The 18977-nt window shown below is 63.1% G+C and carries 17 protein-coding genes and 1 pseudogene; 11 read left to right on the forward strand and 7 right to left on the reverse strand.

Annotated features, from left to right (window positions below):
- The first annotated feature begins 376 nt into the window (after positions 1 to 376).
- Positions 377 to 3295 carry a ribonuclease E/G gene (locus NKI05_RS10485; RefSeq protein WP_023815346.1) on the forward strand — a complete coding sequence of 973 codons (2919 nt, stop codon included), beginning with the start codon at positions 377 to 379 and terminating at the stop codon, positions 3293 to 3295.
- Between the two features lie 93 nt (positions 3296 to 3388).
- Here NKI05_RS10485 and NKI05_RS10490 read toward each other — a convergent pair whose 3' ends face one another.
- Positions 3389 to 4318, reverse strand: coding sequence for a glutaminase (locus tag NKI05_RS10490; protein ID WP_023715789.1), 930 nt, complete (start codon positions 4316 to 4318; stop codon positions 3389 to 3391).
- Between the two features lie 11 nt (positions 4319 to 4329).
- On the reverse strand, positions 4330 to 5478 hold the full coding sequence (locus NKI05_RS10495) for a pyridoxal phosphate-dependent aminotransferase (protein ID WP_023715790.1): 1149 nt from the start codon (positions 5476 to 5478) through the stop codon (positions 4330 to 4332).
- 152 nt (positions 5479 to 5630) lie between these two features.
- Here NKI05_RS10495 and NKI05_RS10500 point away from each other — a divergent pair, with 152 nt between their 5' ends.
- The 6 genes from NKI05_RS10500 (at position 5631) to aat (ending at position 10967) form a co-directional block, all read left to right on the forward strand.
- Entirely contained in the window at positions 5631 to 7043 is a 1413-nt protein-coding gene (locus tag NKI05_RS10500) for a M48 family metalloprotease (protein WP_352792360.1), read from the forward strand.
- Between the two features lie 54 nt (positions 7044 to 7097).
- Entirely contained in the window at positions 7098 to 7901 is an 804-nt protein-coding gene (locus tag NKI05_RS10505) for a DsbA family protein (RefSeq protein WP_023748766.1), read from the forward strand.
- A gap of 150 nt (positions 7902 to 8051) precedes the next feature.
- Complete coding sequence (aroQ, locus tag NKI05_RS10510) at positions 8052 to 8486, forward strand: type II 3-dehydroquinate dehydratase (protein WP_023667485.1); 435 nt, start codon at positions 8052 to 8054, stop codon at positions 8484 to 8486.
- 26 nt (positions 8487 to 8512) lie between these two features.
- Complete coding sequence (accB, locus tag NKI05_RS10515) at positions 8513 to 8968, forward strand: acetyl-CoA carboxylase biotin carboxyl carrier protein (protein WP_023667486.1); 456 nt, start codon at positions 8513 to 8515, stop codon at positions 8966 to 8968.
- A 10-nt stretch (positions 8969 to 8978) separates the two neighbouring features.
- Complete coding sequence (accC, locus tag NKI05_RS10520) at positions 8979 to 10322, forward strand: acetyl-CoA carboxylase biotin carboxylase subunit (RefSeq protein WP_023681497.1); 1344 nt, start codon at positions 8979 to 8981, stop codon at positions 10320 to 10322.
- 27 nt (positions 10323 to 10349) lie between these two features.
- Positions 10350 to 10967, forward strand: coding sequence for a leucyl/phenylalanyl-tRNA--protein transferase (gene aat, locus NKI05_RS10525; RefSeq protein WP_023710574.1), 618 nt, complete (start codon positions 10350 to 10352; stop codon positions 10965 to 10967).
- 42 nt (positions 10968 to 11009) lie between these two features.
- Here aat and NKI05_RS10530 read toward each other — a convergent pair whose 3' ends face one another.
- The 3 genes from NKI05_RS10530 to NKI05_RS10540 all read right to left on the reverse strand — a co-directional run bounded on the left by NKI05_RS10530 (position 11010) and on the right by NKI05_RS10540 (position 12534).
- Positions 11010 to 11393 (reverse strand): hypothetical protein, encoded by a 384-nt coding sequence (locus tag NKI05_RS10530; protein ID WP_023667489.1) that lies wholly within the window; start codon positions 11391 to 11393, stop codon positions 11010 to 11012.
- A gap of 75 nt (positions 11394 to 11468) precedes the next feature.
- Entirely contained in the window at positions 11469 to 12020 is a 552-nt protein-coding gene (locus NKI05_RS10535; RefSeq protein WP_023815348.1) for a DUF2155 domain-containing protein, read from the reverse strand.
- A 115-nt stretch (positions 12021 to 12135) separates the two neighbouring features.
- Positions 12136 to 12534, reverse strand: coding sequence for an NADH:ubiquinone oxidoreductase subunit NDUFA12 (locus NKI05_RS10540; RefSeq protein WP_023667491.1), 399 nt, complete (start codon positions 12532 to 12534; stop codon positions 12136 to 12138).
- Positions 12535 to 12859: 325 nt separating this feature from the next.
- Between NKI05_RS10540 and panB the strand changes: the two genes are divergently transcribed.
- The 4 genes and pseudogenes from panB to NKI05_RS10560 form a co-directional block, all read left to right on the forward strand.
- Positions 12860 to 13690 carry a 3-methyl-2-oxobutanoate hydroxymethyltransferase gene (gene panB, locus NKI05_RS10545; RefSeq protein WP_023815349.1) on the forward strand — a complete coding sequence of 277 codons (831 nt, stop codon included), beginning with the start codon at positions 12860 to 12862 and terminating at the stop codon, positions 13688 to 13690.
- Positions 13687 to 14559 (forward strand): pantoate--beta-alanine ligase, encoded by an 873-nt coding sequence (gene panC, locus NKI05_RS10550; protein ID WP_444849040.1) that lies wholly within the window; start codon positions 13687 to 13689, stop codon positions 14557 to 14559. The genes panB and panC overlap by 4 nt, the downstream gene beginning before the upstream one ends.
- Positions 14560 to 14783: 224 nt before the next feature.
- Positions 14784 to 15944 carry a helix-turn-helix transcriptional regulator gene (locus NKI05_RS10555; protein WP_023738939.1) on the forward strand — a complete coding sequence of 387 codons (1161 nt, stop codon included), beginning with the start codon at positions 14784 to 14786 and terminating at the stop codon, positions 15942 to 15944.
- Between the two features lie 342 nt (positions 15945 to 16286).
- A pseudogene (locus NKI05_RS10560) lies at positions 16287 to 16790 on the forward strand (ArnT family glycosyltransferase); the annotation flags it as partial.
- Between the two features lie 50 nt (positions 16791 to 16840).
- On the opposite strand, the gene NKI05_RS10565 reads toward NKI05_RS10560, so the two are convergent.
- Complete coding sequence (locus NKI05_RS10565; RefSeq protein WP_352792361.1) at positions 16841 to 17362, reverse strand: GNAT family N-acetyltransferase; 522 nt, start codon at positions 17360 to 17362, stop codon at positions 16841 to 16843.
- A 4-nt stretch (positions 17363 to 17366) separates the two neighbouring features.
- On the reverse strand, positions 17367 to 18866 hold the full coding sequence (gene gatB / locus NKI05_RS10570) for an Asp-tRNA(Asn)/Glu-tRNA(Gln) amidotransferase subunit GatB (RefSeq protein ID WP_023688375.1): 1500 nt from the start codon (positions 18864 to 18866) through the stop codon (positions 17367 to 17369).
- Positions 18867 to 18977 lie beyond the last annotated feature (111 nt).

Raw genomic sequence — 18977 nt, forward strand, 5'->3', positions numbered from 1 at the left:
AAAGGCGGCTCCTTTCGCTCCAGCGAAAAGGCTTAGGTGATCGCGACGAATTTCGCAGGTGTGCGCCCGTGGCGGGGGAATCGCCTGCGTGAGGAAAACGGCCGGGTTTGTTCCCGTGCCGGCTCTGTATGAGCAAACAAGCTGGTCCGGTTCGTCCGGGCTTTGGTTCAAAAGGTTCTGCTGGTGACGATGGCTTCAAGCGCAATCATGGAAAGGTCCGCATCAAACCGCGCCATTGTGGCTGCGGGCGGCACCGCCATGGCGCTCAAGCGGCGTCCGGCGGACATTCAGACATCCGGCACCCACATCCCAGACACGCAGCAGCGGGCTTTGCCTCGCAAGCTGCGGCTGACGGCTGCCGGGAGGAAACGAAATAATGCCCAACAAAATGCTGATAGACGCCTCCCACCCGGAGGAAACACGCGTTGTCGTTATCCGCGGTAACCGTATTGAAGAATTCGACTTTGAATCCCAGGACAAGAAGCAGCTCAAAGGAAACATCTATCTCGCCCGCGTAACGCGCGTCGAACCTTCCCTTCAGGCAGCCTTTGTCGAATATGGCGGCAACCGTCACGGTTTCCTCGCCTTCAGTGAAATTCACCCCGACTATTACCAGATCCCGGTCGCCGATCGTCAGGCTTTGCTGCGCGCTGAAGCGCAGGAAGCCGAGGACGAGGAGAACGAGGACAATGACGGCGACGACCGCCAGAGCCGCGATCGCGGCCGGCGCGGCCGCCGGCGCGGCGGCAAGGGTCGTGAGCGCGGCGAACACAAGCGCGACGCCGGCGCCGATGATGAGAACGGCGAACATGGCGATGCCGGCAGCGATGCCGTCTCCGAAGAGCCTGCTTCCGAGCATGCCGCGGCCGATACCGCCGGGCATGACGATCATGCCGGGCATGGCGACAGCGAAGCTTCCGACGCCGAGACATCCGGGAGCGAACCGTCGGAAGGCGGCCCGACATCGATTGCGGCAAGCGTCGAAGCGGATGTGATCTCCGAAGCTGTCCCTGCGGCGGAGCCGGGTGACGAAAGGTCGTCCAGCGAGGCAAGCGGCGAAGCCACCTCCGGGGACAATGACCGCGGCATGCTGGAAGAGGTGCAGTCCTCGCATCCGGACGACCACGAGATCGAATCCGTAGGCGCCGAGGATGCGCTGGAAGAGGTGCGCAGCCGCCGCAAGCCGGTGCGCCGCCAGTACAAGATTCAGGAAGTCATCAAGCGCCGGCAGATCCTGCTGGTGCAGGTGGTCAAGGAAGAGCGCGGCAACAAGGGCGCTGCACTCACCACCTATCTGTCGCTTGCCGGCCGCTATTCCGTGCTGATGCCCAACACCGCACGCGGCGGCGGCATTTCGCGCAAGATCACCAGTGCGGTCGACCGCAAGCGCCTCAAGGAGGTCGTTGCCGATCTCGAAGTGCCGCAGGGCATGGGCGTCATCCTGCGCACCGCCGGCGAAAGCCGCACCAAGGCGGAAATCAAGCGCGACTACGAATATCTGATGCGGCTTTGGGAAAACGTCCGCAATCTGACGCTGCAATCCACCGCCCCTGCCCTCGTCTATGAGGAAGGCAGCCTGATCAAGCGCTCGGTGCGCGACCTCTACAACAAGGATATTGACGAGATTCTTGTCTCCGGCGAGGAAGGCTACCGCGAGGCCAAGGATTTCATGCGCATGCTGATGCCGAGCCACGCCAAGGTCGTTCAGCCGTTCCGCGACACGACGCCGATCTTCGTGCGCAACGGGATCGAGGCGCAGCTCGACCGCATGCTGCAGCCGCAGGTGACGCTGAAGAGCGGCGGCTACATCATCATCAACCAGACCGAGGCGCTGGTCGCCATCGACGTCAATTCGGGCCGCTCCACCAAGGAGCACTCGATCGAGGACACCGCTCTCCACACCAACCTTGAAGCGGCGGAAGAAGTCGCCAGGCAATTAAGGCTGCGCGATCTCGCCGGCCTGATCGTCATCGACTTCATCGACATGGAGGAGAACCGCAACAACCGCTCCGTCGAGAAGCGGCTGAAGGATCACCTCAAGAACGACCGAGCCCGCATCCAAGTCGGCCGCATCTCGCATTTCGGCCTGATGGAGATGTCGCGCCAGCGCATCCGCGCCAGCGTGCTGGAATCAACCATGAAGCCGTGCCCTCATTGCGGCGGCACTGGCCATGTGCGCTCCGATTCGTCGGTGGCGCTGATGGTGGTGCGGGCGATCGAGGAATTCCTGCTCAAGGATTCGCGCAGCCACATCACGGTGCGGACTCCGGCGGCGACCGCTCTCTATGTGCTCAACCACAAGCGCGGCACGCTGGTGGAACTCGAAAGCCGCTTTGGCCTGACCATCACCGTCGAGGCCGATGATACGGTGGGTGTGCAGCACTACGCGATCTTCCGCGGCGCCATTGCCGAAAAGCCGGAAGGCTTTGTCGAAGCGCGAACCTTCCCGGCCTATGTCGAGCCGGAAGAGCCCGAGGACGAGATCGTCATCGAGGAGGAAGACGACGAGGTTGTGGTACAGGCCGAGCAGCCGCGCCAGGCGCAGCCGCAGTCGCAGCAGCAGCAGCCGAGATCGGCTGAGGACGGCGAAGGCCGCGATCGCAAGCGTCGCAAGCGCCGCAGGCGGCGCGGCGGCAAGGATCGCGAACGCGAACATGGCGATCGCGAGCATGGCGCCGAAGGTGCTTCGGTTTCGGCGGCAAGCGACGACTTTGCCGCTGAACCAGGCGGTGACGATGCAACACAGCAAGACGAAGCCCAGGTTGGCGCCGTCGAAACGGTGGAAGCATCAGATGACGCCCAGGGCAAGAAGCGCCGTCGCGGCAAGCGCGGCGGCAAGCGCAATCGTCGCGAAGACGGCACGGAGACCGAAGCCGGCGAAACCGCCTCGGTGGCCGAGGCCGCTGAAGTCGGAACGGCCGCAAGCGAGCCCGTAGCAGCCGTAGCGGTTGAAGAAGCAGCGGCTCCCGCCGCGGCGAACGACGACGCTCCAGCCGAAAAGCCGAAGAAGAAGCGCGCTTCAAGGGCAAAGAAGGCTGTGGTGGAAGTCGCCGATGAGACGGCGGCCGAGGCTGCACCGGAAGCTGCCGTCGAAGCAGCCGCCCCCGCTGCGGCCGATGCCGCCACGGAAACGACCGTCGACGACGAGCCCGCCAAGGCTCGCCCGTCACGGCGCAAAGCCGTGGCCGCGGATACCTCCGCGGTGCCGGTGGTTTCCTCCAGCGTTGCCGACGAGGCAAAGGCCGAGGAAAAGCCGAAGCGCGCCGGCTGGTGGCAGCGGAAGGGCTTTTTCTAAGCTATTCAGCCGATTAAGATAGGTTCCTGACAAAAATCCCGCGCCGTTCAAACCACGGCGCGGGATTTTTTCATGCGCGAATGGCGGAAAGCATCAGGGGGCGAAAATCGACCAGTTCATCATCCTGGCCAGTTTTTCCAAGGCGATCGACCCCAGCTTGGAATTGCCGTTGGCGTTCAAGCCCGGCGACCATACGGCGAGTGAAGCCACACCCGGCACGATCCCCAATATGCCGCCGCCGACGCCGCTTTTGCCGGGAATGCCGACACGGAAGGCGAAATCGCCGGAACCGTCATAGTGGCCGCAGGTCAGCATCATGGCGCCGATGCGCCGCGCCCGCTCGGCAGACACCACGGAGTGCCCGGTTGCCGGGTTTCTGCCGCCATTGGCGAGGAAGCGGCCGGCCAGCGCCAATTGCCGGCAGCTCATGGCGATGGCGCAATGGTGGAAGTACACGCCCAGCGCCAGCTCCGGTGCATGGTGGAGATTGCCGAAGGATTTCATGTAGTTGGCAAGCGCGAAGTTGCGATAGCCGGTGGCGCGTTCGGAAGCCGCGACCTCGCGGTCGATGATGATCGCTTCGTCATCGGCAAGGAACTGGATGAAGCGCAGGATTTCGCCGATCGCCTCGCGCGGCTGGTGGCCGGCAAGCAGTATGTCGGAGACGACGATGGCGCCGGCATTGATGAACGGATTGCGCGGAATGCCGTTCTCATGCTCGAGCTGCACGATCGAGTTGAACGGATTGCCCGACGGCTCGCGTCCGACACGCTGCCACAGCGCGTCGCCGACATTGCCGAGCGCCAACGTGAGCGTAAACACCTTGGAGATGGACTGGATCGAAAACGCCTGGTCGGCGTCGCCGGCGACCAGCACGCGGCCGTCATTGGTCACGGCGGCAATGCCGAATTTCTTCGGATCGACCTTGCCGAGCTGCGGAATGTAGGTGGCGACCTCGCCGCGATCGGAGCGCTCGGCCATCTCGGCGGCGATGTCGGCCAGCGTTTGTTCAAGATCCGGCATGCTCGTCCCCGCTATTTCAGCCAGCGCTCGATGCGCGCCATCGCATCGACCATGTCGTCATGGCTGCCGGCATAGGAAAAGCGCATCGTGCGGTGTCCTGCCAGCGGATCGAAATCGCGACCGGGCGTCGCCGCCACATGCGCTTCGGCCAGCATTTTGCGCGCAAAGGCCATGCTGTCATTGGTATGCCGGGTGACATCGCAGAAAGCGTAGAAGGCACCGTCCATCGGCGCCGCCAAGGGAAATCCGAGTTCCGGAAGGCGCCGCATCAACAGCTCGCGGTTCCAGGCATAGCGCGCCTTCACTGCTTCCAGCTCTTCCGCCGCCTTGAAGGCTTCGATCGCCGCGATCTGCGACAGTTCCGGCGGCGAGATGTAGAGGCTCTGGGCGATGCGTTCGATCGGCCTCACCAGAGCTTCCGGCAGCACCATCCAGCCGATGCGCCATCCGGTCATGCAATAATATTTCGAGAAGGAATTGATCACCGTCACGCCTGAGCCATGGGCCAGCGCCGTGGTGTCGGGCGCGGCATAGGCCAGCCGGTGATAAATTTCGTCCGAAATCACCGCGATGCCGAGTTCTTCGGCTGTCCTCACCAGTGCCGACAACTCGTCGACGGGAATGACCGCACCTGTCGGATTGGCCGGGCTGGCGAACAACACACCCTTCAGCGGTTTTTCCCGGTGCGCCGATTTCAAATGTTCGGCATGAAGATAGGCGTCGCTGCCGAGCTCGATCTCGACGATCTGGATACCGAGCGCGGCCATGATGTTGCGGTAGGCCGGATAGCCGGGTGCTGCGATGGCGACGCGGTCGCCGGGATCGAACATCGCCAGGAATGCCAGATTGAAGGCGGCCGACGATCCCGTGGTCACGGCGATCCGGTTCGGCGCGACATCGATCCCGTAATGGTCGCCATAATGCGTGGCGATCGCCTTGCGCAGATCCGCCAGACCGAGTGTGTCGGTATAGCCGATGCGTCCGATCCTCAGCGCATTTGCGGCTGCTTCCCTCACGCCCACGGGCGCCGGATCGGATGGCTGGCCGACGGCCATGGAGACGACAGGCACGCCCGTCGCCTTCAGCCGGTTGGCTTCGGCCAGAATGTCCATGGCGTGAAACGGCTCGACTTCACCGCGGCGCGACAGCGAAACTACCATTTGACCTCAATCTTTCCGTCCGGCCCGCCGCTCAAAGCCATCAACCGGCGGCAGCGCCGCACAAATGCCCGATTGATGTGAGGATCACAAGTTCGCCTAGTTTCGGTGCCGTGACTTTTCATCGTTCGCGCGCTCGTTTACCAGTGGACCTCATGCTGAGCCGACCCAAATCAACGATGTCCAAATCTTCCATCGGGAAGACAGCGCGCGGCTTCGCGACGCTTTTGCTTGCCGCCGCCGTCGCTGTCACCGGCTCGGTGACGGCCTTCGCCCAGGCGGTGCCGGTCGTGCGCGATGCCGAGATCGAGGCGCTGGTGCGCGACTATGCGCGGCCGATCTTCAAGGCGGCCGGTCTTGCCAATGACGGTGTCGATATCGTTCTGGTCAACGATCAGAGCTTCAACGCCTTCGTCACCGGGCGCCGGCTGTTCATCAACACCGGCGCGCTGATGCAGGCCGAAACGCCCAATGAGATCATCGGCGTCATCGCCCACGAGGCCGGCCACATCGCCGGCGGCCATCAGCAGAAATTGCGCGACCAGCTCGAGCGCGCCAAGACCATGGCCATCATCGCCACGCTGCTTGGCGCCGGCGCCATCGTTGCCGGCGCCACCACCAACAGCCGCGGCCTTGCCGGCGCCGGCATGGGTGTCGCCGCGGGCGGCGGCGAGATGGCGCAGCGCAGCATTCTTGCCTACCAGCGCACCGAAGAGTCGACCGCCGACCGCTCTGCCATCACCTATCTCAATGCCACCGGCCAGTCCGGCATGGGCATGCTGAAGACCTTCGCCCGCTTCCAGAGCGCGCTGTCGCTTTCCGGCACGCAGGTCGATCCCTACCGCATCAGCCACCCGATGCCGCAGGAGCGCATCGCCAATCTCGAAGTGCTGGTCAAGCAGAGCCCCAATGTCGACAAGGTCGATCCGCCGCCACTGCAGCAGCGGCACGACATGATGCGCATCAAGATCGCCGCCTATATGGGCGGCCAGGCCGCGGCCACGCGGCTGATCCGCAAGGCCCCGGGCAGCCTCGCCTCGCGCTATGGCGAAGCGCAGATGGCCTATCTCTACGGCAATCTGGGTGCGGCGCTGACCAAGGCCAATGCACTGATCAAGGAACAGCCGAAGAACCCCTACTTCCAGGAAATGCGCGGCGACATACTGATGAAGGCCAACAAGCCCAAGGACGCCGCGGACGCCTATGCCAAGGCGGTCAGCCTCGATCCGGTGAGGTCGGGCCTGTTGCCCGTTTCTCTCGGCCAGGCGCTGATGGCCATCGGCACGCCCGATTCGCTGAAGAAGGCGGTGGTGCAGATCAACAACGGCCTCGGGCGCGACAAGGAAAACACGGTCGGATACCGCTATCTCGCCCAGGCCTATGGCGAGCTTGGCAACATTCCGGCGGCGGAACTCGCCACCGCCGAGGGCCATTTCTATTCCGGCGATTACACGAATGCGAAAATTTTCGCCATGCGCGCGCAAAAGGACTTGAAGCGTGGCGAACCCGGCTGGATTCGGGCGCAGGACATCATAAACTACAACCCTTCAGGCAAACTCAAGAAATGAACCGGTCGCCGGCGGCGACTAGGATAGACCGGAACCGGTAAAGAGGATCAGACGATGAACAAGGCAATATTGCTCGGCACGACGGGAGTGGCGGCTGCTCTTGCCATGCTGGCTTTCGGGTTCGTCGCCGGCAGTCCGCAGGTGGCCAAGGCCGGCACGGCGCAGGCCGTGCAGACCGCCTCGGCCGACACCAAGATCGATCGCACCGAGGTCGAGGGCATTATCCGCGACTATCTCCTGAAGAACCCCGAAGTGCTGCTCGAAGTGCAGGAGGCGCTCGAGGCCAAGCAGAAGGAAGAGCAGCGCATCGCCAGCCTCGGAGTCATCGAGAAGGCCAAGTCCGAGATTTTCAACTCGACCTTCGACGGTGTCGTCGGCAACCCGAAGGGCAAGGTCACCATCGTCGAATTCTACGATTACAATTGCGGCTTCTGCAAACGCGCCATCGACGACATGCAGGCTCTGACAAAGGCCGATCCGGAGCTGCGCTTCGTGCTCAAGGAATTCCCGATCCTCGGGCCGGATTCGCAAAAGGCCAGCGTCGTCTCGATGGCTTTCCACCTGATGCATCCGGAGAAATACGGCGAGTTCCACAACGCCCTGCTCGGCGGCCAGGGCCGCGCCACCGAGGCGGCGGCCATCAAGGTTGCGCTGTCGCTAGGCGCCGATGAGGCGAAATTGCGCGAGAAGATGAAGGATCCGACCATCACCGAGGCTTTCTCCAAGACCTTCGACCTCGCCAACAAGCTGGCCATCACCGGAACGCCTTCCTACGTGGTCGGCAATGAGGTGGTGTTCGGGGCGCTCGGCCAGGAAGTGCTGGCTGAAAAGATCGAGGCGGCGAAAGCCGCGCTCTGATCTTGCACGCGAGCCTATTTCTCACGGGCACATTTCCGCCTGTTGTGGACAGTGAAAGATCGCACTTGTGCTCTTTCCGCGGGCGGCTATGCCCATTATAGAAGGCCCTGCGCGCCGGCTTGAGGCCGGCGTCGGAAAAGGTCGGCATTTTTGAAAACGATTTTCGTCCTGAACGGCCCCAACCTGAACGCGCTCGGCAAGCGCGAGCCGGGCATCTATGGCGGCAAGACGCTTGCCGCGATCGCCGACGACTGCAAGCAGGCGGGCGCCGCGCTTGGCCTCGAGATTGATTTTCGCCAGTCGAACCATGAGGGCGACCTCGTCGACTGGATCCAGGAAGCCGGCGACAAGGCAGCCGGCATCGTCATCAATCCGGGTGCCTACAGCCACACCTCGATTGCCATTCACGACGCCATCCGCGCTGTCGCGCCGCTGCCCGTCGCCGAAGTTCACCTCTCCAACATCCACGCGCGGGAACCATTCCGCCACGTCTCCATGGTCGCGCCGGTCGCTGTCGGCATGATCTGCGGGTTCGGGCCGCTTGGCTACTCGCTGGCGCTGCAGGCGCTGGCGGCACGCCTATGACCGGCCCACAAACAGAAGGCTCGAAAATGTCGATAAAGAAGACCGGTGTTGACCAGCAACTGATCCGCGATCTCGCGGGCATACTGAACGACACCAATCTCACCGAGATCGAAGTCGAGCTCGGCGACCTGAAGGTGCGCGTATCGCGCCAGGCGCCGGCCGTCCACGCCATCGCCGCACCGCAGGCCGGTTATGCTCCGGCAGCGCAGCAGCCCGCGGCTGCCGCACCAGCAGTGGCCGATCCGTCCAAGAACGCGGTCCCCTCGCCGATGGTCGGCACCGCTTATCTCGCGCCCTCGCCCGACGCCAAGGCCTTCATCGAAGTCGGCCAGAAGGTCAAGGAAGGCCAGACGCTGCTGATCATCGAAGCGATGAAGACGATGAACCAGATCCCTTCGCCGCGCGCCGGCACGGTGACGGCGATCCTGTTCGAGGACGGCCAGCCGGTCGAGTACGGCATGCCGCTCGTCGTGATCGAGTAGAGCGGGCCGGATGTTCCAGAAGATCCTCATCGCCAACCGCGGCGAAATCGCGCTTCGGGTGCTGCGCGCCTGCAAGGAACTCGGCATCCAGACCGTGGTCGTGCATTCGACCGCCGACGCTGACGCCATGCATGTCAGGCTCGCCGACGAAAGCGTGTGCATCGGTCCGCCGCCGTCGCGCGACAGCTATCTCAACATCCACCAGATCGTCGCAGCCTGCGAGATCACAGGCGCCGATGCCGTGCATCCGGGCTATGGCTTCCTGTCGGAAAACGCCAAGTTCGCCGACATTCTCGCCGCCCACAACATCACCTTCATCGGCCCGTCGGGCGACCACATCCGCATCATGGGCGACAAGATCGAGGCCAAGCGCACCGCAAAGCGGCTCGGCATTCCGGTTGTGCCGGGCTCCGACGGCGCCGTCACCGATCAAAAGGAAGCCAGGCGCATTGCCGCCGAGATCGGCTATCCCGTGATCATCAAGGCATCGGCAGGCGGTGGCGGGCGCGGTATGAAGGTCGCCCTTACCGAAGCCGATCTCGAGATCGCCTTGCAGACAGCCAGCACGGAAGCGGGAGCCGCCTTCGGCGACGATGCCGTCTACATCGAGAAATACTTGGAAAAGCCGCGCCACATCGAGGTGCAGGTATTCGGCGACGGCGCCGGCCGCGGCGTGCATTTCGGCGAGCGCGACTGTTCGCTGCAACGCCGCCACCAGAAAGTCTGGGAAGAGGCGCCCTCGCCGGCCCTTAACGCCGAGGAGCGCGCCCGCATCGGCAATATCTGTGCCAAGGCCATCGCCGACCTCGGCTACTCCGGCGCAGGCACCATCGAATTCCTGTACGAGAATGGCGAGTTCTACTTCATCGAGATGAACACGCGGCTGCAGGTCGAGCATCCGGTGACGGAGGCGATCACCGGCATCGATCTCGTCCACGAACAGATCCGCGTTGCCTCCGGCGGCGGGCTTTCGGTGCGCCAGGAGGACATCAAGTTCAACGGCCACGCCATAGAATGCCGCATCAATGCCGAGGACCCGCGCACCTTCACGCCTTCGCCCGGCACGATCACGCATTTCCACACGCCTGGCGGTCTCGGCATCCGCGTCGATTCCGGTGTCTATTCCGGCTACAAGATCCCGCCCTATTATGACAGCCTGATCGGCAAGCTGATCGTGCACGGCCGCAACCGCGTCGAATGCATGATGCGGCTGCGCCGGGCGCTCGACGAATTCGTCGTTGACGGCATCAAAACGACGCTGCCGCTGTTTCGGGACCTGGTCGGCAATGCCGATATCGCCAATGGCGACTACGACATCCACTGGCTGGAAAAGTATCTGGCCAAAGAGGAATAGCGCCCGAATTGCCGCTATGATGCCGCGATGACCCGCCCTTACGCACCCGGCTATCGCATTCCGACCGACCTCTTGCTCAAGGCCTATGCCTCGGGCGTCTTCCCGATGGCGGAGAGCGCTTCCGACCCGGAAGTGTTCTGGGTGCGGCCGGAGACGCGCGGCATCATCCCGCTCGACGGCTTCCACACGCCGAAGAGCCTGCGGAAGACGATCCGCAAGCACCCGTTCGACATCCGCTTCGATTTCGATTTCGAGGCGACGATCGACGGCTGCGCCGAAAAGCGCGAGGAGCGCCGCTCGACCTGGATCAACGCGCCGATCCGCGAAGCCTATATCGAGCTGCACCGTCTTGGGCACTGCCATTCGGTCGAGGCATGGCGCGAGGAACGGCTGGTCGGCGGCCTCTATGGCGTCTCGCTCGGTCGCGTGTTCTTCGGCGAAAGCATGTTCGCCCGGGAAACCGACGCGTCCAAGACCTGCCTGTATCATCTGGTCGAGCGGCTGAAGGCGCGCGGCTTTGCCCTGCTCGACACGCAATTCACCACTGAGCATCTCAAACGCTTCGGCGCGGTCGACGTGCCGCGCGTCAAATACGAGAAGATGTTGGCCGAGGCGCTGAAGGGCGAAGCCGTTTTTTATCCCTGATCGGAGACCGAGCGGCCGAGCCGGCTCGACCGGTGAAAGGGGTCAGCCCTTCGCGGTTTCCATCGGCGTCTGCGAATGGAACATCATCTTCCAGCCGTTGACACGGTGGACATAGCCAGTGCTGACCAGCGCCGCGTAGGGCTCGCCGTTTTCCCGTGTCGCATGAGCCTCATAGGTCAGCATGATAATGTCGCTGCCGGGCTCGATGATACCCTTGAGGTCGATCTGAAGGTCGCGCCAGCGGTTGGGCTTGGTCGCGGTCTTGGCCAGATCGGCATTGTCCATTGCCTGTGCCATCTCAGGAAATGCCACCAGGCATTCTGTGTCGACATTGGCGGCGTAGTAAGCTTCGTCGCCCGTCCAGAACCCCTTTTCGAGTTCGAGCAGGTCGTCTTTGCTGGCCGTGATCCGTTTGCTGTCCGACATCAGAATATCCTCCAAGCGCATAAATGCGTCATCGTCCATGGCCCAACGCATAGTTGCCACCACGGTTCCGGAGGATCAGTTGGTGTTGGTCGCGTCAGGTTCCGTGGGGTCTGGCTGTTCGGCGGCCGGAGCAGCGGCGGGCTTTGGCTTGGACGTGTCGACCTTGGGCGTCTCGGCATTGGCCGCGTCGGGCGGCGGCACATCCGACTTCTGCTTGCAGCCCTTTAGCCAGACGTCATAGACGGCGTGCTCGACGGCGTTTAGGCCGGGGCTCTCGGCGAACATCCAGCCGGTGAAGATGCGGCGGATCTTGCGGTCGAGCGTGATTTCGTCGACTTCGACGAAGGAATCGGTCTTCGGCTCTTCATTCTCCGGCCGCGAATAGCAGATGCGCGGCGTCACCTGCAAAGCGCCGAACTGCACGGTTTCGTCGATGTAGACATCGAAGGTGATGATACGGCCGGTGATCTTGTCGATGCCGGCAAATTCGGCGACCGGATTGGTGATGCGATCGGAGATTGCGGGTGCTGCCGCAGGCGCCTGCGCCGAGGCAAACGCTGTCGGGAACATGGCGATAGCGCCAATTGCCGCCAGTCCGGCCATCGATGTCAGGCTGAAAATGTTCATGCGGAGATACCGGTGGTTTGGGCCCGGGTGATTCTGTCACGCCCAAGGCTATTCGCCGTTGTCATATCAGCAAGCAGCTAAACGCCAATTGTGGCGACAAAGGACCGGCCGGCGGTCAAGAACCAGGCGTCCACGCATCGTAGTCGCCCGTCACCTGCGGACGGTGCTGATTGGTGAGCACGGAACCCTTCGGGCGATAAGCCGCCGGTGTTCCCGTGAGGTTCGGCTCATGCGCCTTTTCCCATTCGCGCGGCCGATAGTCATCGCTTGGCGGCGCCACATCGACGCGGTGATGCATCCAGCCGTGCCAGCCCGGAGGGATCGCCGACGCCTCCGAATAATTGGCGTAGATGACCCAGCGGCGGGTGCGGCCTTCCGAATCGACGCCGCCTTCGTAGTAGACGTTGCCGGCCCCATCCTGGCCGACCTTGTTGCCGTGGCGCCAGGTGTGAAAACGGGTTCCCAGCGTCTGGCGGTTCCACCAGGTGAAAAACTGCAGAAGGAAAGTTTTCATTCAGATCCTCGCGGGGCGCACGGCGGTGCCAGCTTCCTGCTTATGGCGTCAGGACTCCGCGAAGGCAAGGGTTTTGCGGTGCCTGCGGCACTGACGGCATGCCGAAACGCTCAGTGATTGGCCGATCCATTTCGCACCTGCGAACCGACGCTTGCCAAGCCGGCTGCGTCTTCCTAAAGCTCTCATCGTCGGCGCTGCCGCATGACCCCGAAAATCGAAATCGATTTTCGGAAAGGATCATGCGCAAACCAAAGTGCTACAGCGTCCTTTGCGCGTCCACGGGACGCGCGGCGCTGTAGTCAACGCCGGCTGCGGGAGGTGAGGAATGGCCCCAGCTGTCGCCAGGATCAGTGCGGAGACAATACGCGCCCGCAAGGGCGGCGTGCCGGTCGTATGCCTTACCGCTTACACCTATCCCGTCGCCCGCCTGCTCGACGATCATGTCGACCTTCTCCTGGTCGGCGACAGCGTTGCCATGGTGCTGCATGGCCACAAGACCACGCTTGGCGCGTCGCTGGAAATGATGATCGTCCATGGCCAGGCCGTGATGCGCGGCTCGGCAAAGGCCTGCGTGGTGGTCGACATGCCGGCCGGCAGCTACGAGACTTCGGCCGCGCAAGCCCTTGCCTCGGCGCGCCGCATCTCTGAGGAAACCGGCTGCCAGGCGGTGAAGCTGGAAGGCGGCGTCGAAGTCGCCCTCCAGATCGCCGCAATCGTCACGGCCGGCATTCCAGTGATGGGCCATATCGGCTTGCAGCCGCAATCGGTGGAAAAGGACGGTGGCTACAAGATCAAGGGCCGCACGCCGGAGAATGTGGCCGCGCTCATGCGCGACGCCGACGCGGTCGCAAAGGCCGGCGCGTTTTCGCTGGTCATCGAAGGCACGGTCGAGACCGTTGCCGCCGACCTCACCCGGCACATTACCATTCCTACCATCGGCATCGGCGCCAGCCGCGATTGCGACGGCCAGATCCTGGTCATCGACGACATGGTCGGCCTGACGGTCGACCGGGTGCCGAAATTCGTCAAGGAATACGCCGATTTGCGCAGCGCTGTCGCCGATGCCGCGGCGCGTTATGCGGCGGAGGTGCGCAGCCGCACCTTCCCCGGGCCGGGCCACGTCTTTTCAGCCGCGAGCGACAAGGACAAGGCATGAACCGGCCCCCCATCCGCCAGCCGCTCGTCGTCGACACCGTGCCCGGCCTTCGCGCGCAGATCCGCGAATGGCGGCGCGAAGGCCTGAGCGTCGCCATGGTGCCGACCATGGGCGCTTTGCATGACGGCCATATCTCGCTGGTCGGGGCTGCGCTCGCAACGGCCGATCGCTGCGTCGTCTCCATCTTCGTCAACCCGGCCCAGTTCGCCCCCACTGAAGATCTCGACAAGTATCCGCGGCAGCTGGCCCGCGATCTCGACCGGCTGACCGAGGCCGGCGCACAGCTTGCCTTCACGCCTACGGTTTCCGAAATGTATCCGGCAGGCTTTGCGACGAAGATTTCGGTCGGCGGCCCGTCTTCTGGCCTGGAATCGGATTTCAGGCCGACCTTCTTCGAGGGCGTCGCCACGGTCGTGGCCAAGCTCTTTCTGCAAGCCCTGCCCGACTACGCCATCTTCGGCGAAAAAGACTACCAGCAGCTTTGCGTCGTCCGAAAGCTCTGCCGCGATCTTGACCTTCCGGTGGAAATCGTCGGCGCGCCAACCGTGCGCGATGCGCATGGCCTGGCAATGTCGTCGCGCAACGCCTATCTCGACGCCGCCGAGCTCGACGTCGCGCGACAGCTCAATGTCATCTTGCGCCAGACGGCGGCAGCGCTCGCGGCCGGTGCCGATGAAAACGGCGTGACCGGTAAAGCCACTGCCGCGCTTCTCGAGGCAGGCTTCGACAGCGTCGACTATGTCGCCGCGCGCGAGAGCCTGACGCTCACCTCGTGGCGGCGTGACGGCGATGGCCGCCTGCTTGCCGCGGCGTGGCTTGGCAGAACCAGGTTGATCGACAATGTGGAAGTTTACTCATTTATTCCCTGAAAAATTCCAATTCCGTTCACTTTGATTTGTATCGCAGAGCGGCCCGAGCGCTCTTAGACAACGGCTCATCAGGTACGTTCTGGCCAGCCCGTAAGCGCTCACGATACACCGAACGCCGCTGTGAGACGTTTCACAGACGTAACCAAGCCGGCTATGTTGTGTGCGACCCCAGGCAGAGACAGTGTGTGACCTGCCACTACGCTGCAATCCTTACGAGGCTCTACGTGTCTGTCCAGGCCAACATAGTCGGTCGCGCCCTGCCGCAGATCGTCGAGGCAATCTACGATTCGATTGTCGATGTCGGCCGTTGGCCATCGACGCTTGAATCAATCTGCAAATTGGCGCTCGGCCGGCTTGCCATGCTGGCGGTCGTCGATACGGCGAGAAACTCGGCCCGGTTTTCGACTTCCTGCGGCGATCCGGTTCTGCTTGAGCCGCTGCAGCGCGACTACGCCTGCGAGGTGCCCTTTTTCAAGGCGGTGCCGAAGATGGAAGTCGACATACCGTTGACCGTCGACAGCGTCTACGCCCTGCAAGGCCCTGACGCCCGCCAGAACTGGCTCGAAAGCCGCATCGTGCGCGAGTGGGTGGAACCCAACCGTCTCGACGATTTCTTCTGGGTAGCGCTGATGAAGCAGCCGGCGCGCACCGGCACGCTGATGGTGGTTACCGACAAGGACAGGCCCCAGATTTCAGCCAGGGATATCGACCTGATGTCCAGGCTCGCCCCCCATGTCCGGCGTGCGGTGACCATCGGCGACCTGTTCGAGGCCGAGCGGCGCAAGGCCGACATCTTTCGCTCGATCCTTGAGAGCCTCGACCATCCAGTGCTGATCGTCGCCGACGATATGCAGATCATTTTCGCCAATCCGGCAGCCGAAGCCCTGCTCACCGAAACCGCCTCAGTGTCCTCGGTGCGCGGCCAGCTGTCCTTCGCTTATGCCAACGCCAACACCGCCATCGGCCGCGCCGTCCAGCTCGGCACGCGCGACGAATTCGCGCTCGGACCGTCCGGCATCAACATTCCGCTGGTGAAGGCCATGTCTCCGGCGGTGGCGCATGTCATGCCTCTGGCGCGACGCGACATTTCGGCCCGCATGTCGCCGCGCGCCGCCGCGGCCATCTTCATTGCCGCCGCCGGCGCCGCATCAGTGCCGGCGCTGGAAGCGATCGCTGCGCTGTTCGGACTGACCGCAGCGGAAAAGCGTGTCGCCGGCCATGTCGCCGCCGGGCTGACACGGCGTGAAATCGCGGCTGCCAGCGGCGTCTCGGACGGCACCGTCAAATCACAGCTGGCAACCATCTTCGACAAGACCGCCACCGGCGACCAGCGAGAGCTGGAACTCCTGATGCGCGAATTGACGCCGCCGCTGCGCTCGGCCTGAAGCCATACTCGGAGCCAATCGTCAAATTTTTCAACTATTTGCCGGTACGCAGGCGTAATCCACAATACCAAGCCGGCATCGTTGCAATTCGGCCAAAATCATGGTGCGGTTCTGCTCCGGTCCGGAGACGGTGCATCGTGCACGACCGGACGTGGAAAACCATTTCCTGGGCGGTCCCCGAACTTGATACCGACACGAATTGAACGGCTGCTGCCTTACCTCTTCCTGCTGGCCCTGCTTTGCATCGCGCTCGCTTTCCGTCCGCTACTGCCGGTCGACGAGACGCGTTATCTCAGCGTCGCCTGGGAGATGTATCTCGGTGGACATGTCTTCGTACCGACGATGAACTTTGCGCCCTATCTGCAGAAGCCGCCGCTGTTGTTCTGGCTCATCGATCTCGTCTGGAACATCTTCGGTGTGAGCCGCGCGGCGGCGATGCTCGTCATCTTCGCTGCCTCGTCGCTGGTCATCTGGCTGACGACACTTCTGGCCAAAACCCTGTTTCCCGAGCGCCCGGAAATCGCCAGTCGCATCCCCTGGCTGGTGGCCGGCAGCACCGTCTTTGTCATCTATTCGACCCTGATCCTGTTCGACATGCTTTTGACGGCCTGTGTGGTCGCCGCACTGCTGGCGTTGCTGGGCTTCGCCAGGACCGGCAACCGCTGGCAGGCGGTGCTGGCGGGTCTCTTCATCGGGCTCGGCGTGCTGGCCAAAGGCCCGGTCGTGCTCATTCACATCGGCGCGCCCGTCCTGCTCTATCCCCTCTGGCGTGACCGGCGAGCCGGCCTTGCCCCTTTGCAGTTCTTTGCCGGAGCCGGCCTGGCAATTCTCGCCGCCCTTGCCCCGGTCGCTATATGGCTGGCGCCCGCGACCATCCTGACCAAGGGCAGTTTCGTCTACGATCTCGTCTGGAACCAGTCGGCAGGTCGGGTTACCAGCGGTTTCTCGAAGATCAGCGCCGGCAACCCCGAACCGCCGCCGCAATCGGCGGTGCTGCCGACCGGCAAAAATCCCTTCGAACGGTAGAAGGCGATGGCCGGCACGTTGGCCTCTTCCACCTCGACGCGCAACCTGTTCGTCTCGGGAAAGCTGGCTTCGACCTCGTCCAGCAAGGCCTGGCCGATGCCTTGCCGCTGGCAGGCCGGCAGTACATAGAGCTGGTTCAGCAGCACGATCTTCGCATCCGTCGTTGCGGCGGCAAAAGCCATGCCGCCGATACGCTTGCCGTCATCGGCGACCAGGAATTCCGAGTTCGGCCTTGTCAGCCGCGCCTTGAGCGAGGCGATCGAATGCCAGTCGTCGGTAATTTCGATCACCCGCTGGGCGCCATAGATCGCGTCGTAGGTTGCGTGCCAGGTTTCGACCAGCAGCGCGCGGACAGCGGCAAGGTCACGTTCGCTGGCGGTGCGGACGAACATTGTTCTATTCGATACCGAGCTTGGCCTTGACCAGATCGTTGACCGCCTGCGGGTTGGCCTTGCCGCCGGTGGCTTTCATCACCTGGCCGACGAACCAGCCGGCCATGGTCGGCTTGGCGCGAGCCTGCTCGACCTTGTCGGGGTTGGCGGCGATCACCTCGTCGACCGCTTTCTCGATGGCGCCGGTGTCGGTGACCTGCTTCATGCCGCGGCTTTCGACCAACTGGCGCGGATCGCCGCCCTCGTTCCAGACGATCTCGAACAGATCCTTGGCGATCTTGCCGGAGATGGTGCCTTCCTTGATCAGGTCGATCACGGCACCGAGCTGCTCCGGTGTTACAGGAGCATTTTCAATGCCCTTGCCGGCCTTGTTAAGCTGGCCGAGCAGGTCATTGATGACCCAGTTGGCGGCAAGCTTGCCGTCGCGGCCCGAGGCCACCTGCTCGAAATAGTCGGCGATCGGCTTTTCCGACACCAGGATCGAGGCGTCGTATGTCGACAGGCCAAGTGAGGAGATCAGGCGCGCCTTCTTGTCGTCGGGCAGTTCCGGCAACTCCTTGGCCAGCGCGTCGACATAGGCCTGGTCGAACTCCAGCGGCAAAAGGTCGGGATCGGGGAAGTAGCGGTAGTCATGCGCCTCTTCCTTGCTGCGCATCGAGCGCGTCTCGCCTTTGACGGCGTCGAACAGCCTGGTTTCCTGGTCGATCTTGCCGCCATCCTCGAGGATGGCGATCTGGCGGCGCGCCTCGAACTCGATGGCCTGGCCGATGAAGCGGATCGAGTTGACGTTCTTGATCTCACAGCGCGTACCGAATTCGCCGCCGGGCTTGCGAACGGAGACGTTGACGTCGGCGCGCATCGAACCTTCGTCCATGTTGCCGTCGCAAGTGCCGAGATAGCGCACGATGGTGCGCAGCTTGGTGACATACGCCTTGGCCTCGTCGGCGGAGCGCATGTCGGGCTTGGAGACAATCTCCATCAGCGCCACGCCGGAGCGGTTGAGATCGACATAGGACATGGTGGGATGCTGATCGTGCATCGACTTGCCGGCGTCCTGCTCCAGGTGCAGGCGCTCGATGCCGATCTCGATATCCTCGAACTCGCCCTGCCGGTCGGGACCGACCGAAATGACGATCGTGCCTTCGCCAACGATCGGCTGCTTGAACTGCGATATCTGGTAGCCCTGCGGCAGGTCGGGATAGAAATAGTTTTTCCGGTCGAAAACCGACTTGTGGTTGATCTGCGCCTTCAATCCGAGGCCGGTGCGGATCGCCTGCTTGACGCATTCCTCATTGATGACCGGCAGCATGCCGGGCATGGCCGCGTCGACCAGGCTGACATTGGCGTTGGGCGCCGCGCCGAAAGTCGTCGACGCCCCGGAAAACAGCTTTGCTTCCGAGGTTACCTGCGCATGGACCTCGAGGCCGATGATGATCTCCCAATCGCCGGTAGCGCCGGGAATAAAACGTTTGGCATCGGGCGTGCGGGTATCGATAAGGGTCATGGTGGCCTGCGCTTTTGGCTCGCGAAAACTGCGATTTTCGCGAATTTGGGTATCGGTCTTCGCTAGTGCAAACCGCTTCGCGAGACAAGCGCCCAAAGCAGCGCAGAGCAG

Origin of the sequence: Mesorhizobium sp. M0771 (assembly GCF_040320155.1) — a bacterium.
Classification (GTDB): domain Bacteria; phylum Pseudomonadota; class Alphaproteobacteria; order Rhizobiales; family Rhizobiaceae; genus Mesorhizobium.